Source organism: Roseibium sp., assembly GCF_048261595.1.
Classification (GTDB): domain Bacteria; phylum Pseudomonadota; class Alphaproteobacteria; order Rhizobiales; family Stappiaceae; genus Roseibium.
This window is the reverse complement of sequence record NZ_JBLXFW010000003.1, coordinates 197,013-210,682: the sequence shown is the minus strand read 5'-3', so window position 1 is coordinate 210,682 and position 13,670 is coordinate 197,013. Positions and strand designations below refer to the sequence as shown.

The 13,670-nt window shown below is 59.7% G+C and carries 16 protein-coding genes; 8 read left to right on the top strand and 8 right to left on the bottom strand.

Translation table 11 applies throughout. The features are described from left to right. The first annotated feature begins 4 nt into the window (after nt 1–4). The 3 genes from ACN0SY_RS12120 to ACN0SY_RS12110 are packed head-to-tail and all read left to right on the top strand — an operon-like array spanning nt 5 to nt 3,751. Nucleotides 5–1,528: a di-heme oxidoredictase family protein gene (locus ACN0SY_RS12120; RefSeq protein ID WP_417687395.1), complete on the top strand. Its 1,524-nt coding sequence runs from the start codon at nt 5–7 to the stop codon at nt 1,526–1,528. Further along, the gene (locus ACN0SY_RS12115) at nt 1,528–2,613 is read left to right on the top strand and encodes an imelysin family protein (RefSeq protein ID WP_417687394.1); all 1,086 of its coding nucleotides are present in this window, start codon (nt 1,528–1,530) and stop codon (nt 2,611–2,613) included. Before ACN0SY_RS12120 ends, ACN0SY_RS12115 begins: the two co-directional genes overlap by 1 nt. Beyond that, nucleotides 2,594–3,751 (top strand): DUF1513 domain-containing protein, encoded by a 1,158-nt coding sequence (locus ACN0SY_RS12110; protein WP_417687393.1) that lies wholly within the window; start codon nt 2,594–2,596, stop codon nt 3,749–3,751. The genes ACN0SY_RS12115 and ACN0SY_RS12110 overlap by 20 nt, the downstream gene beginning before the upstream one ends. A 69-nt stretch (nt 3,752–3,820) precedes the next feature. Here the strand turns inward: ACN0SY_RS12110 and ACN0SY_RS12105 are convergent, their stop codons facing one another. The 3 genes from ACN0SY_RS12105 to ACN0SY_RS12095 all read right to left on the bottom strand — a co-directional run bounded on the left by ACN0SY_RS12105 (nt 3,821) and on the right by ACN0SY_RS12095 (nt 5,919). After that, nucleotides 3,821–4,024, bottom strand: coding sequence for a DUF1737 domain-containing protein (locus ACN0SY_RS12105; protein WP_417687392.1), 204 nt, complete (start codon nt 4,022–4,024; stop codon nt 3,821–3,823). 10 nt (nt 4,025–4,034) lie between these two features. Continuing rightward, the gene (locus ACN0SY_RS12100; RefSeq protein ID WP_417687391.1) at nt 4,035–4,925 is read right to left on the bottom strand and encodes an HpcH/HpaI aldolase/citrate lyase family protein; all 891 of its coding nucleotides are present in this window, start codon (nt 4,923–4,925) and stop codon (nt 4,035–4,037) included. 85 nt (nt 4,926–5,010) lie between these two features. Continuing rightward, nucleotides 5,011–5,919: a DMT family transporter gene (locus tag ACN0SY_RS12095; protein ID WP_417687390.1), complete on the bottom strand. Its 909-nt coding sequence runs from the start codon at nt 5,917–5,919 to the stop codon at nt 5,011–5,013. Between the two features lie 179 nt (nt 5,920–6,098). Between ACN0SY_RS12095 and ACN0SY_RS12090 the strand changes: the two genes are divergently transcribed. Beyond that, nucleotides 6,099–6,560 carry a GNAT family N-acetyltransferase gene (locus ACN0SY_RS12090; RefSeq protein ID WP_417687389.1) on the top strand — a complete coding sequence of 154 codons (462 nt, stop codon included), beginning with the start codon at nt 6,099–6,101 and terminating at the stop codon, nt 6,558–6,560. Nucleotides 6,561–6,574: 14 nt separating this feature from the next. On the opposite strand, the gene ACN0SY_RS12085 is transcribed toward ACN0SY_RS12090, so the two are convergent. After that, on the bottom strand, nt 6,575–7,609 hold the full coding sequence (locus ACN0SY_RS12085) for a DUF2125 domain-containing protein (RefSeq protein WP_417687388.1): 1,035 nt from the start codon (nt 7,607–7,609) through the stop codon (nt 6,575–6,577). Nucleotides 7,610–7,725: 116 nt separating this feature from the next. On the opposite strand from ACN0SY_RS12085, the gene ACN0SY_RS12080 reads away from it, so the two are divergent. Further along, nucleotides 7,726–8,256 carry a gamma-glutamylcyclotransferase gene (locus ACN0SY_RS12080; protein WP_417687387.1) on the top strand — a complete coding sequence of 177 codons (531 nt, stop codon included), beginning with the start codon at nt 7,726–7,728 and terminating at the stop codon, nt 8,254–8,256. Here ACN0SY_RS12080 and ACN0SY_RS12075 read toward each other — a convergent pair. The 4 genes from ACN0SY_RS12075 to ftsE form a co-directional block, all read right to left on the bottom strand. After that, a complete protein-coding gene (locus ACN0SY_RS12075; protein WP_417687386.1) occupies nt 8,253–9,026 on the bottom strand; it encodes a lysophospholipid acyltransferase family protein in 774 nt (257 codons plus the stop codon). The genes ACN0SY_RS12080 and ACN0SY_RS12075 overlap by 4 nt on opposite strands. 46 nt (nt 9,027–9,072) lie before the next feature. Beyond that, nucleotides 9,073–9,654, bottom strand: a complete 582-nt coding sequence (locus ACN0SY_RS12070; protein WP_417687385.1) for a YdcF family protein — start codon at nt 9,652–9,654, stop codon at nt 9,073–9,075. Between the two features lie 193 nt (nt 9,655–9,847). After that, entirely contained in the window at nt 9,848–10,897 is a 1,050-nt protein-coding gene (locus ACN0SY_RS12065; protein ID WP_417687384.1) for a cell division protein FtsX, read from the bottom strand. Nucleotides 10,898–10,905: 8 nt separating this feature from the next. Then, nucleotides 10,906–11,565 (bottom strand): cell division ATP-binding protein FtsE, encoded by a 660-nt coding sequence (gene ftsE, locus ACN0SY_RS12060; RefSeq protein WP_417687383.1) that lies wholly within the window; start codon nt 11,563–11,565, stop codon nt 10,906–10,908. A 193-nt stretch (nt 11,566–11,758) separates the two neighbouring features. On the opposite strand from ftsE, the gene ACN0SY_RS12055 reads away from it, so the two are divergent. From ACN0SY_RS12055 to ACN0SY_RS12045, 3 genes are read left to right on the top strand one after another with little or no spacing between them, the layout of a single operon-like run. Further along, nucleotides 11,759–12,676: a zinc-ribbon domain-containing protein gene (locus tag ACN0SY_RS12055; protein WP_417687382.1), complete on the top strand. Its 918-nt coding sequence runs from the start codon at nt 11,759–11,761 to the stop codon at nt 12,674–12,676. A 1-nt stretch (nt 12,677) separates the two neighbouring features. Then, a complete protein-coding gene (gene hpt / locus ACN0SY_RS12050; RefSeq protein WP_417687381.1) occupies nt 12,678–13,244 on the top strand; it encodes a hypoxanthine phosphoribosyltransferase in 567 nt (188 codons plus the stop codon). 2 nt (nt 13,245–13,246) lie between these two features. Then, nucleotides 13,247–13,645: a response regulator gene (locus ACN0SY_RS12045; RefSeq protein WP_417687380.1), complete on the top strand. Its 399-nt coding sequence runs from the start codon at nt 13,247–13,249 to the stop codon at nt 13,643–13,645. Nucleotides 13,646–13,670: the final 25 nt, after the last annotated feature.

The window sequence follows — 13,670 nt, the reverse complement described above, 5'->3', positions numbered from 1 at the left end:
TATCATGACGTTCCCCAGACGGGGCCTGCCAGCCATCGCCGCCATGCTCTTATGCATGTGCGCGGCCGCAAGCAACGCCTCTCAACTGCCACATCGCGACGACCTGAGCGAAGAAGACCGCAGCCGGGTCGAGAGGGTGACGCGCCCAGCGACCGCCTACTCCGCGCCAGAGAAATTCGAGCAGATGCCGGGCGGCGCGGCCACGTCGCGCAAGCGGGTCGGCCGCGATTCATTCTCCCACTCTTCCGCAAACCTCACCTTCGAGGAAGAACAGCTCTTCAAGGTCGGAAACGGCCTCTTCAAGAAGATGTGGGCGTCGTCGCCCTCGTCGACGCAGGCATCCGACGGTCTCGGCCCGCTCTACAATGCCCGCTCCTGTCAGGGATGCCACTTGAAGGATGGCCGTGGGAGGCCACCTCGTCCGGGCGACGAAGCCGTCTCCCTGTTCCTCCGGTTGTCCATCCCTCCTCAGACAGCGGAACACCAGGCCCTACTTGCCTCGAAGGAGGTGCTCAGCATCCCGGAGCCAACCTATGGCGGTCAATTCCAGGCCTTCGCAGTGCCCGGTCTTCCGGGCGAAGGACGCTTCGATATCGAACTGGAAGACATCGAAGTTCCGCTCAATGGTGAGCCTGCGGCAATTCTGCAGGAACCCACATATGTGATCCGCGATCTCGGCTACGGACCGCTACACGAGGATGTCCTGATCTCCCCGCGCGTCGCGCCGCCCATGATCGGCATGGGCCTGCTGGAGGCCATTCATCCTGGCGACATCGAGGCAAATGCCGATCCCGACGACACCGACGGAAACGGCATTTCGGGCAAGGTCAGCCGGGTACGGGACGTCGCGACCGGCGCATTGACCATCGGTCGTTTCGGCTGGAAGGCATCGAACGCGACCGTGCGTGCGCAAAGCGCCGATGCTTTCTCGGGCGACATCGGCATCGGATCACCAGACAAGCCGGCCCCATGGGGCGATTGCACGGAAAACCAGCAAGCCTGCCGAGCAATGCCCCACGGCGAACAGGAGCGTCTTGGTCCGACCGAGGCGCCGGATCCCGTTTTGGACCTGGTGACCTTCTACTCGGAAAACCTGGCCGTACCGGCCCGCCGTGACGTCGGCGACGCGGTCGTTCTGAAGGGCAAGGAAGTCTTCCACACCATTGGCTGCGCCGAGTGTCACCGGGCGAAATACGTCACCAGCCGCAAGGCGGCCAACCCGGCTCATCAGTTCCAGTTGATCTGGCCTTACACCGACATGCTTTTGCATGACATGGGCGAGGGGCTGGCCGATGGCCGGCCGGTCGGAGACGCTACGGGGCGCGAATGGCGCACGCCGCCGCTTTGGGGCATCGGGCTGACCGAGACCGTGAACAACCACACCCGCTTCCTTCATGACGGGCGAGCGCGTAACCTGCTCGAGGCTATTCTCTGGCACGGCGGCGAAGCCCAGGTTGCACGCGACGCCGTGACAGCTCTGGAACCCGCAAACCGTGCCGCGCTGATCCGCTTTCTGGAGTCGCTCTGATGCGAAAACTATCGTTGTCCGTCGCAATCCTCACAGGCATGTGCATCCAATCTCTGCCGGCACAGGCGATTGAGGATTACGCACCGCACGTGAAAAGCAGTATCGAGGGATATATCCGCCCGGCATTCGCTGTTTTCGCGGAAAAAACAGCAGCCATGCCCCGTGCAGTCAAAGCCCTGTGCGACACTGGAACCGACCAGAAAAGAGCCGCCTTCGCTTCAGCCTATGGCGACGTTGTCAGCGCTTTTGGCGGTATCAGCTTCCTTCGTTTCGGGCCCCTCATCGACGATCACCGGCTCGACAGTCTTGCCTTCATGCCAGACCCGCGCGGCATCACCCAGCGACAGATCCGCAAGGCGTTCGCGGCGAAGGATCAGGGACTGACCGAGGCCTCCTCCCTGCGCGAGAAAAGTGTTGCGCTTCAAGGCCTGACAGCCCTGCAACTGATTGCCTTCGACAAGGATGGCGCGGTCAGTCTTGGAAAGTCCGGCGACAATCGCGATCTGGTCTGCGGTTATGCGGTGGCAATCGCTCAGAACGTTGCAGATATTGCCGCGGATCTGGAGCGTGAATGGAATGACGACAAAGGCTTTTCCGACGCGTTGCTCAATCCCCGCGACGACTCGCAAATCCGAAGCTCCAAGGAGGCAATCGAGACGATCTTCAATGCGCTGGTCACAGGCCTCATTGTCGTGAAGGACCAGGAACTGCTGCCCGCCCTTGGAGCGGAGATCGGCAAGGCGCGTGGAAACCGCTTCCCGTTTTCGCGATCTCAAAACGGCTCTACCTATGTTTCAGCGGAACTTGAAGGGATTCGCCAGGCTCTCGATGCAGCCGGCTTCGAGCAGGTCCTCGATGACGACTTCAAATGGATTCCACAGTCCGTCGCGTTTGAATTCGACAACGGACTAAATGTTCTAGACACGATGGACCAACCGATCCGCCAGTCGCTTCAAGACCCTGATGTTTACAAGAAGCTCAGCCTGCTGACGATCATCGTCAACTCGCTGCGCGACACAATCGCGCTTGAACTCGCAGGCGCTCTCGGCCTGTCGGGAGGCTTCAATGCGTTGGATGGCGACTGATAGGACCGCCTTTTCCCGGCGCGCGTTTCTGGCTGGCCTTGGTGGACTGGCTGCACTGGGAACGACCAGTCTTTCAACCTCCGCAATAGCGGGCGCATTGCTTGATCCCGCTCAGCTTGACGCACCGCTGTTTGCAAGCGCGCTCCGGACCCCGGAGGGCAACTTCGCGCTGGCGATCTTTGATGATGCAGGACAGACACTGGCGCAGGTACCGCTGCCCGGACGAGGGCACGGCATGGCGATATCGCCGGACCGCCGACGGATCATGGCATTTGCCCGCAGGCCCGGCACATTTGCGCTCCTTGTCGATCCATACCATCGCAGCGAGCCTCTGATACTGACGTCAATGCCCGGCCGTCATTTCTACGGCCATGGTTGTTTCTCTGAAGACGGTCGCCTCGTCTATGCCGTCGAGAATGACTACGAGGCAGTGCGCGGTGTCATCGGCGTCTATGACGTCAGCGGCCGCGACATTCGGAGGATCGGCGAGTTGGACACTGGCGGCATCGGGCCGCATGATCTCCTTCTGACCGATAGCGGGCGCACGCTGGTCATTGCGAATGGCGGCATCCAGACCCATCCCTCGCAGCCCCGCGAAAAGCTGAATATCGAGACGATGAGCCCGTCAGTGGTCTACATGGATCTGGCAACCGGCGACCTGCTTGCAAATCATGCGCTTGGCCAGGACCTGCACAAACTGTCCCTGCGCCACATGGCAATGGACGCAAGCGGCCAGGTTTGGGTCGGAGGCCAGTACGAGGGCGACCTTGCCGAGGTGCCGCCGCTGGTGGCGCGCATGACCCGTGACAGCGGTCCGCTCCTCACCGAGATCCCCGCGCCAATCGCAGGTGGACTTCAGAGCTATATCGGCTCTGTTGTCGCCAACCGATCCGGTGACGTCGTAGCAACATCCGCCCCGCGCGGAGGACAGATTCTGTTCTGGTCGGCGGCGGACGGTGCGTTCCTGGGGGCACAGCAGGTCATTGACGGCTGTGGCCTTGCTCCCATCGATGAAAGCGCCTTCCTGATCTCGGATGGAACCGGCGGACTCCGTTTCCTTGAAGAACCGGCAAACTATCCTGACGTTCTTGCCCGCCCCGCCGGCGTCTCCTGGGACAACCACATGTTTGCCCTTTAAACCGGCTTCATACCCACCTAACGAAAAGGCCCCGGAGCAACACTCCGGGGCCTTTTCATTTCTGACGGATCAGTAGTCGCCGAGCTTGATATCCGGCGAATAGTCGCCCGGGACCTCCTTGACGACCGCCTGGCCGCACATGGTACGGCCGCGCTCGGCGTCATAGGTCAAGGAAGGAGAGCCGGAGAGTTCCCAGCCCTTGTTCAGGGCCTGGGTGACCCGATGGCAGAACTCGCTGTCGTCGGGTCCGGTGATGAATCTGTAGAGTTTCATGTCGCCTCGATCAGGATGTCGAACGGGCCGCAATGGCATCGGCAATCGCGATCGCCCGCAGCCCCATCTCCGCATGTAAGCGCTCGACCATCTTGCCGTCCACCTGGATTGCACCCTTGTCGGCATTTTCCGGCAGGGCGAACAGATCGTTGATCTTGCGCGCCCAGGCGATTTCCTCGTCTGAGGGGCTGAAGGCGGCGTGGCACGCCTCGATCTGCTTTGGATGAATCAGGGTCTTGCCATCCATCCCCATTTCAGCTCCCTGCGCGCACTCCGCCGAAAAGCCTTCCATATCGTTGAAGGCATTGTAGACGCCGTCGAGAATATCGATCCCGCCAGACCGCGCTGCGGCGACGCAGGTCATCAACCAGGGCATCATGACCGCGCGTCCCGGATTGAGCTGTGCCCGTGTTTCCTTGGCTAGGTCGTTGGTGCCCATGACAAAGCAGGAAAGCCGCACTTCCGGGTCGCGACCGCACGCACCGATATCAGCAGCATTGAGCATGGCGAGCGGTGTTTCCATCATTGCCCAGAGCTTGAGCGACGCCGGTGCCTGACCGACCGCCAGCCGATGCGCGACCCGCTGAAGGTCCTCAGGTCCGTTGACCTTGGGCACGAGAACCGCATCAGGACCGGCCGTTATGGCTGCCTTCAGATCTTCATCACCCCACGGCGTATCAAGGCCATTGACCCGGATAACGACCTCGCGGTCCCCATAGCCGCCCCCCTTGACGGCGTCGACGATCTGCTGGCGCGCCATTGCCTTGCTGTCGGGAGCTACCGCATCCTCGAGATCGAGGATCAGGCAATCCACGTCGAGGGTCTTGGCCTTCTCGAGAGCACGGGCATTGGAACCCGGCATGTAGAGGGCCGAGCGGCGCGGCTTAAGTGCTGTGGTCATTGACGGATGGCTCCCCAGGTCCTTGGCTATGTTGCTGTGCAGCAAGCTAGCTGCTGGCAAGACGGTTTTCCACTCGCCTTTTGGCTCAGCCGGGCACGGACGGTTCCTTGGCAACACGCTTCCTGAAGATCATGTCCTTGGCCGCGATCACGGCCCCCAGTGTGATCGCCACGCAAGCCAGCGCCACGGGTAGTGTGAAGGCCCCGAAACCGAAGGCAATCAGCAATAGCGTCGAGAGAAGCGGCGCAGAATAGGCGGCAGCGCCAAGCACCTGGATGTCCCCGCGCTTGACGCCCACATCCCAGGTGAAGAAGGCAAGACCGACAGGAAAGAGCCCGAGCGCTACGACCGACAGCCACTCTGTCGGCGCGGCGGGCAAAACCGTCTCTTCAAGCAACAAGTGACACAGGCCTGACAACAGGGCGGTCATGATGCAGAACCCGGCGACGGCTTCCGTCGGCACGTCTCCCAACCGCCGTGACAAAACGGAATATGACGACCAGAACAGCGACGATGCGACGGCGGCGGCATAGCCGAGGCTCGCCCCTGTATCGAGCGAAAGACCCTCACCGCCGGTAATCAGAAGCGCCGCACCTGACAGGCCCAGAACGGTTCCGATGACATGATGGACCCGAAGGCGCTCCCCCGGAAGCAACGCGGAAAAAAGGACGATGAGGAGCGGCCATGTGTAATTGATCAGGTTGGCATCGACCGGCGGAGCGTTCCTGATCGCCGTGAAATAGAAGAAATGAAAGCCGAACAGGCCGATGGTGCCGAAGGCCCAAACCTTGGGTGGCTGCCTCAGAAGTCCGAGTTTTCCCTTCATCGCCAGCCAGGCCACCGCCAGAGAGCCGGACAGGCCGAAACACATGGCATTCAGGAGGAAAGGCGGCACGCTTCCCGAGCCGGCCCCGAACAGGCCCAGGGTCGCCCACATCAAGACAGCACTCAGGCCAACCACGGTTGCCTTCAGACGAAGTGCCTGATCCTGCATTTCCAACCCTTTCGGCTAAGCTCCGGACGACGCTTCTGCCTCTGGGAAAGGCACGTCACTTGCCACCTTATATGCGACTATGATCGAGACGGAAATGGTGCAGCCGACCCTTGATTGTCTGACCCTTTTCAGGACATCTTGCGTTCACTTGCAATCACCGTATTTGATCCGGAGATCCTATGAGCAAAACGGAAATCAAGGCTCTTTCGTCGCAAGAGGCCCACAAGCTGGCTCCGCTGATCGCCGAGAATGCCCAGGCTCTCAAGCGCGGAGCACCGCGTCGGCCCGACGAGTACTATGCCGAGCGCATCCTGGCCGACAAGACAGCGGAAGTGATCGGTGCATTCCAGGGTGAAACCCTGATTGGATTCGCGGTTTATTTCGACCTGCCGGAACTGATTACCGGTCTGCGCATCGGCCAACTGGACGATATCTACGTTCACCCCGACTTTCGCAATCAGGGCATCGGCCGCAAGATGATCGAGCATCTTGAGGTGGAAGGGAAGAAGCGCGGCTGGATGCACCTTCGTTGGCTGGTGCCGAGCGGCGAGACGCCAGCGGTTGCCCTCTACGAAAAGATCGCCGAACCGGACCGTGTCAAGAGCTACATCATCCCGATCGATCGCGTAGCCAACTCCTGATCGATCAAAAGGAATTACCTCCCGCCGAGAAACACCGGCGGGAGCACCATTAACGGGACAAGTCCGACGCTTACTCGGCCATTCTGGATGGTAAGCGGCAAACGGATTTTCTCGACCCCGTTCTCGTCCTTAAATCGTTCTCCGAATGACATTGCAGCTCCCTCGACGAGGCGCACCGTGTTTTCCGCTTGCGGGAACATGATGATGGCTTGCCTTGCAAGGTTCTCGGATCCGGCCACGGTCAATGTGGCCTTGCCGTGCATGTATCCGAGTAGATCGATCTCCAGATCGCCCGACAGTTCTGCCTGGCTCTGCTCATCCCTGACGGACGCCCACACGAGCTTGACCGGAATCCGTTCATCGCCGTTCACCAAGGACATGAGGTCAGCCCCTTGCATGAGCTGCATCCCATTCGGCAGCTGAACATGGAACCTGACGTCGATGACAGACGGCTGGACGCCATTCTGGCGTGCCAACAGTCGATCAAGCGAGACGAAGGCTTCAAGCGTTTCCGAACCTCCGGGAAGTGGCCGCGTATGAATTTCCGCCTTGTCCGCGGTAACAGCGATATCGTCAGCGGCATACGGGCCGATCGCAGGATCCTCTACCGAAAGGTCGAACTGCTTGAGCCGGTCAGTCCCGAAGATCAGGCTGGACCGGGCAGTCTGCCATTTCGCAAGAAGGTTCATGCCGTTCGCATGGTCAGTCACGGTCAGCGGTGCGGCGAATTCGGCAATCAGGTGCCACGGCTTGTAAACGAGCGAAACCGTTCTCAGCCCCGCGACCTCAACAGTGGCGGCGGGCTGAACGGAAAGGGCAGGCTCGGTGCAGGAGACTTCAAACCGGAACGGAAAGCCGGCAACGGACAAATCCGGGCACGAAATCACTTGCCCCGGTCCGATCGGTTTGGCAACAGCGGTAGCGATCTGTTCCTTGAGGGCGGTGCTCAGGTAGAACCAGGCCGCGCACCAGGCAAAGATAACGAAAATCACAGCTCCACCAAGAAGCCCGTAACGCAGCTTCAGGTTCCGCTTCGGTCCGGCGTCCAAACAGTTTCTCCCTTGTCAGCGACCTGTTTCGGGTCCGTACCATGTTCCGTATCGGATTGCATCGCGACGGCGGCGTTGCTATGCGAGCGGCGAAACTTCCGCGGTTGAGGAATGATATGAGCGATTTCTGGGTATTTGGCTACGGTTCATTGATGTGGAACCCGGGCTTCGTCCATGAGACCTCGGAACAGGCGCTTCTGCGCGGCGCCCATCGCTCTCTGTGCGTCTATTCCTGGGTTCACAGGGGGACGAGGGAAAGGCCCGGCCTCGTCTTTGGTCTGGACCGCGGCGGGTCCTGCCGCGGAATGGCCTATCGGGTGCGCGCGTCGAACCGCGACGACACAATCGGGTACCTGCGGGCACGCGAGCAGGTCACGATGGTCTATGTCGAGGCCTGGCGGAAAATCACGCTGGCTTCCGGGCAACAGGTCGAAGCGCTGACGTACATGGTGGATCGGACCCATCCGCAATATGCAGGCGCCCTGCCATTGGAGGACCAGTTGGGCATCGTCACGGGTGCCGTCGGTCAGTCAGGCCGCAATCCGGAATACGTGCTCAACACCGCAGCTCACTTCGCCGAAATCGGCATCCGCGATCACGGTGTAAGCTGGCTTGCAGCAAGGTTGGCCGAACTGTCCCGGCCCTAGGCGTCCGTGGCAGGAACCGGTGGAAGTTTGGCCAGAACCGGCGAGAGCGGTTTCTGCTTTCGGGCCTCTTCACAAAGACGAACGGACGCAGTCTCGATATCATCGACCATCCGGCGGTAAAACGCGTCGGTCGCCATACCCGGCGGGATCGGCGGCAGGATCTCGACGATCACCTTGCCCGGATAGACCATCCAGGATGCCCGCGGCCAGAAGACGCCAGCATTGAGCGCAACAGGCAGAACGGGACACTCGAGATCGCGGTAAAGATGGGCGACCCCGAACTTGTACTTGGGCTCTCCGCCGACTGGCCTGCGCGTTCCTTCAGGAAAAATCAGAATTTGTCGGCCCGCAGAGATCGCTTCGTCCGCGGACACCTTGAGCGCTGCAAGTGCCGCAGACCTTTGTCCACGGTTGATCGGAATCTGATCGAACTTGGCCGTATACCAGCCGAAGATCGGAATCCAGCGCAACTCCCGCTTCAAGATAAAGGTAGGGTCTGGAAATTCGCGGATCAGCGCGAACGTTTCCCAAGCCGATTGATGCTTTGACGCGACGATGTATCCGCCTTCGGGAATGTTCTCCCGTCCCCGGACTTCGACATCCAGCCCGACCACGACCCGCAACAGGGCGATATTGAAATGGGACCAGAAATGGACCACCCACCAACCCATCTTGCGCGGCAGGATGAGCACCGGCGAAAACAGGACCATCATCAAGAAGGTCGAGACATAAAAGAGGATCTGGAAGATCGAAGAGCGCAAGAAGAGCATGAGACCTGGCAGCTGCAGCTTTGTAGTTATCTGCCCATGTAGCGGTTCACGTGTTTGAAAACATACCCGAGCCGCGAGAGACAACAATCCTGAGACGAGCGAGGGTATACTTCACATATTCCCTCAAGAGAAGCCGGATTGTCTTGGGGCTTCGATACCATGATCGCAGATCGAGCCGCGGCTGATAGACAGGATAGGGAACGAGTTCCACATTCGGCAGTACCTCGGCAAGCTCAAGACTTGCACGCGGAAGATGGTATGCGCTCGTGACCACCAGAAGGGAACGGAAACCATGTTCCTGCACCCAGCTCGCGGTCTCCAGAGCATTGCCGGTCGTGTTGAGCGCAACCCGGTCCAGATCCACGCAGCATTCGAACAGAGGGAGATCTCCCGATGTCATCGTCGCGATTTGCTGCTGTGTCGTACCCGGATGAACACCAGAAATCAGGAGCCGGCTTGCCCGCCCCTCGACGAGGAGCGCGACAGCACGTTCAACGCGCTCGGTGCCGCCGGTGAGAACAACGATTGCATCTGCACGTGGATCATCCGGCGCGGAACTCGCTCCTACGGTTCCGGCGAAATTCAGAAAGGATACCGATAGACCGACGAAGCCCAGTGCAAAGATCATCAGCAAGGAACGATGACGCCACCGCCCGTGTCCCCGTTTAGGGACAGCGGCTAACGGACCATCGCAGACGGGTCCGGCATGTTCGTTTTCACCAGACGCGGTTCTCACCTCGGCCGGCTCCTTTCCATGGTCTTCAACGTCTTTCAGTATCACAAGAGAATCGGTTTTTTTCGGGACAGCACGTTGAGCTGCGTCAATCCACACGTTTCAGATGCGCTTTCACGGCCAATCCTGACGTCAAAGCGGTCAGGACAGCAACCAGAAAAACAACCGCGACCACGCCCAGATATCCGGGAAGGCTTACTGAAACGCTGCCGAAAAGGGCTGACAGCTGGTCTGATCCGGCATTCCCGACGCTTTGTCGCGTCATGACATCAAGAAGCAGAAACGCCCCGGATGCAATGACGCCTCCCGATATCCCGCCCTTCAGTCCGAGAACGAGGAAATGGCGCTGGAATTCGCGGGCAATGAAACTGTCTTCGGCACCTACGAAATGAAGCACGGATACGACGTCCTTGTTGCCTGCCATCGCAGCCTGGGTCGCGAAGACCACGCTCAAGACCATGGACCCGAACACGAGGCCCATGATTGCAAATCCCCCAAGCACGACAGCACCCGCCATCGCTGAAAGTCGCGACGTCCAGACCGAATGGTCATCCAGGCTGGCTCCCGTCACCTCCTGCTGCAAGGCCGATTTCAGCTGACTAAGATCGAGAAGGTCCGGGTCAGCGACTGTGATCTGGATCAGCCGTGGAACAGGCAGGCTTTCCAGCTCCAGACCTTCGCCAAGCCAGGGCTGCAGCAGGCTACGTGTCTCGTCGTCCGAGAGCGCCCGAACGCTTCCGATGCCGGGAAACTCCTGGGTCAGAGCAACAGCCTTGTCGATCTCGCGCAGCATGTCGAAACCATCTACCGGACGGATCTGGATGGTCACTTCCCGCACAAGATCGTTCTGCCAGTCGTTGGCCGCATCCCAGACGATCGAAACCCCGCCGATCGTAAGACACGCGAGGAAACTCATGATCGCAACCACTAGCGTCAGCGCTCGGCCTGCAACCGATTGCGGCGGAACAATCGGCCCCGTCGGCCTTAGTTTCGCGTCACCCTCCACCTTCGCCGGTTTCTTGCGCGAACCTATTCGTACCGGCAGCTTCGGCTTCGAGGGTTTGCGCACAGCCCGGACCTTGGGCGCCGAACTCGTAGGCTGACCACGTGTCTTGCTCTTGTTCTGGTCTTTTTCCATTGGCCGCCTCAGTCGAATATCTCGAGCCGCCCATCAGCCAGAACCATCTGGCGGGCCTCTACCTGCTCGAGCAAGGCAAGGTCGTGAGTGGCGATGATAACGGAGGTTCCGAGCTTGTTGAGTTCTATGAACAGCCGCAGGAGGCGCCGCGCAAGCGGCGGATCGACGTTGCCGGTCGGCTCATCGGCAAGCAGGACCTCCGGGCGGGTGATCAGCGCCCGTGCAATGGCCGCACGCTGCTTTTCTCCACCCGACAGAACAGGCGGCAGGACATGCATCCGATCACCCAGCCCAACCCATTTGAGCAACTCCACCACGTCAGACCGGTATTCGCTTTCCTCCTTGCCGCCCACACGAAGCGGCAGGGCCACGTTTTCATATGTGGTCAGGTGGTCGAGCAAGCGAAAGTCCTGGAATACGACGCCAATTTTCCGGCGCAATTCCGGCAGTTCCGACTTGCTGATCATCGACAAGTCTCGGTCGAAGACGCGGATCAAGCCGCGGGTCGGACGCAAAGACATGAACAACAGCCTTATGAGGCTGGTCTTGCCCGCTCCAGAGGGACCCGTGAGGAATTGAAAGGACTGGGGTTCGATGCGAAACGTCAGGTCGCGCAGGATTTCCGGACCCATGCCGTATCTCAAGCCGACGTTTTCGAAGCGGATCACCTGTGTCCTCCCTGGAAAGGCCGCACGCTAACCCTTGCTCGTTAACGCTTCATTAAACATATAAATGTCCTGTAGACATTAAAGGGGATGGCGGCTTGCGGCTGCTCGCCTAACTTGAACTCCATGCCGGATCCGACCATTCGGCCGGAGCTTGACGGCCGTCATACCACATAGAGGCGAAGGGTCTTCGTGGATGAAGATCAAATGTCCGGACTGCAGCACTTCCTACGACATTAAACCGGCCATACTGGGCACGGAAGGGCGGAGCGTGAAATGCGCCCGCTGTGGAAATCGCTGGTTTGTTGCTCCGAAACAGGAACCCGACGAAGTTCCGATTGAAGAGCCCGTCGACGATGAAGACGAGGCCAACTGGGCCGCTGACGAAGCCGACGAAGAAGGCCAGGCAGGAAACGCAACTGCCGAGGGCGTGGACGACGAGGACGAAGGCGACGACGAGCCCACTCCCGCGCCAAAGGCCGCGACTGCGAAGCAGCCGGCAAAACCGGACAGCCGCGCGGCGAAACCTGACGATAACGAGGACGAAGAAGGCGATCCGACCATCGACATCGAGACGATGGCCAATCGCCCGAAAATCAAGGTCAATCCGAACAAGTTCAAGCGCAATCGCATCGGTGCGATCATCAACTGGCTTGCCCGGCGGAACTATCGGCGCGTTGCCGGAGTTGCACTCTTTGCAGGGTCGATTGCCATCTGCGCTTCGGTAGTGCTCCTGCGCGACGGCATCGTGAAGAACGCCCCTGATCTGGCCAGTCTTTTCGAAGCAGTCGGCCTGGAAGTAAACCTGAGAGGACTGGAATTTCGCGACCTGAGAACGTTCCGCGAAATCGAGGAAGGAAAACCGGTGCTTGTGGTCGAGGGCTCAATCCGCAATATACAGCCTGAAAACACGCCGGTTCCCGCGGTGCGGCTGTCCCTCAGGGGCGGCGACCTTCAGGAGATCTATGCCTGGACCGTGGAGCCACGAACGAAATTGCTGAAGGGTCTGGATGAAACCCGTTTCCGGACCATTCTTACGGATCCGCCAACTGAAGCGGCAGACATTCAAGTCCGCTTCGTAGACCGCGGCCAACGTCAGGTAGTACTCGAATAACATGACCGTCCAAATCAACACGCTCTTCGATGAGAATGCCATTTCCTCAAGGATCGCCGATCTTGCGCACTCGATCGCCGAGACCAAGCCGGAGAAGCTGCTGGTCGTGGCTGTTCTGAAGGGAAGCTTCATCTTTGCGGCAGATCTTGTGCGCGCCATGCACCGCGCCGGCCTGCAGCCGGAAATGGAGTTCATGCATCTTTCAAGCTATGGCGCCGGGACGGTCGGGTCGGAAAATATCCGTATTTTGCGCGATGTAGAGAGCGATGTTAACGGCCGGGATATCCTTTTGGTCGATGATATCCTGGAATCCGGACGAACCTTGCACTTCGCCAAGGAGCGTCTGACAAAACGCGGCGCGAAATCGGTTCAGATTGTAGCACTGCTCGACAAGCCGGAACGCCGCAAAGCTGCCATTTCTGCTGATTATGTTGGCTTTGCATGTCCCGACAAATTCGTTGTCGGCTATGGCATGGACATGGGGCATGCCTGGCGGCAGCTTCCGTTTATCGGCTACGTCGTACCGGGGGAGGAGACCGGAGCGGCGGGAGAGAACGAAGGAGACTAAGCATGGCTCGCATTCTTCTGACGGAAGATGACGAGGCGGTCCGCAGCTTCGTGCAGCGTGCTCTGGAACTCGACGGTCACAAGGTTACGCCTGCAGAGGATGGCGCCGAGGCGGTCGAGATCCTGACACGGGAGAAGGGTGCGTTCGATCTGTTGCTGTCCGACATCAAGATGCCGGTGATGGACGGGATTGCCCTCGCACTACATTCCGCACGCGATTACCCGGCCCTTCCTATCCTGCTCATGACGGGCTTTGCCGATCAGCGTGAAAGAGCCAATGGACTGGAAGCTCTGGTCCATGACGTCATAACCAAGCCTTTCTCGCTTGCGGATATCCGCCGCGCGGTTCGCAACGCCATTGCGGGCGTCGTTCCGGAAGACTTTCGCCGCTACGCAAGCTGAACCGCCAGACTGGAAGACAGATGAA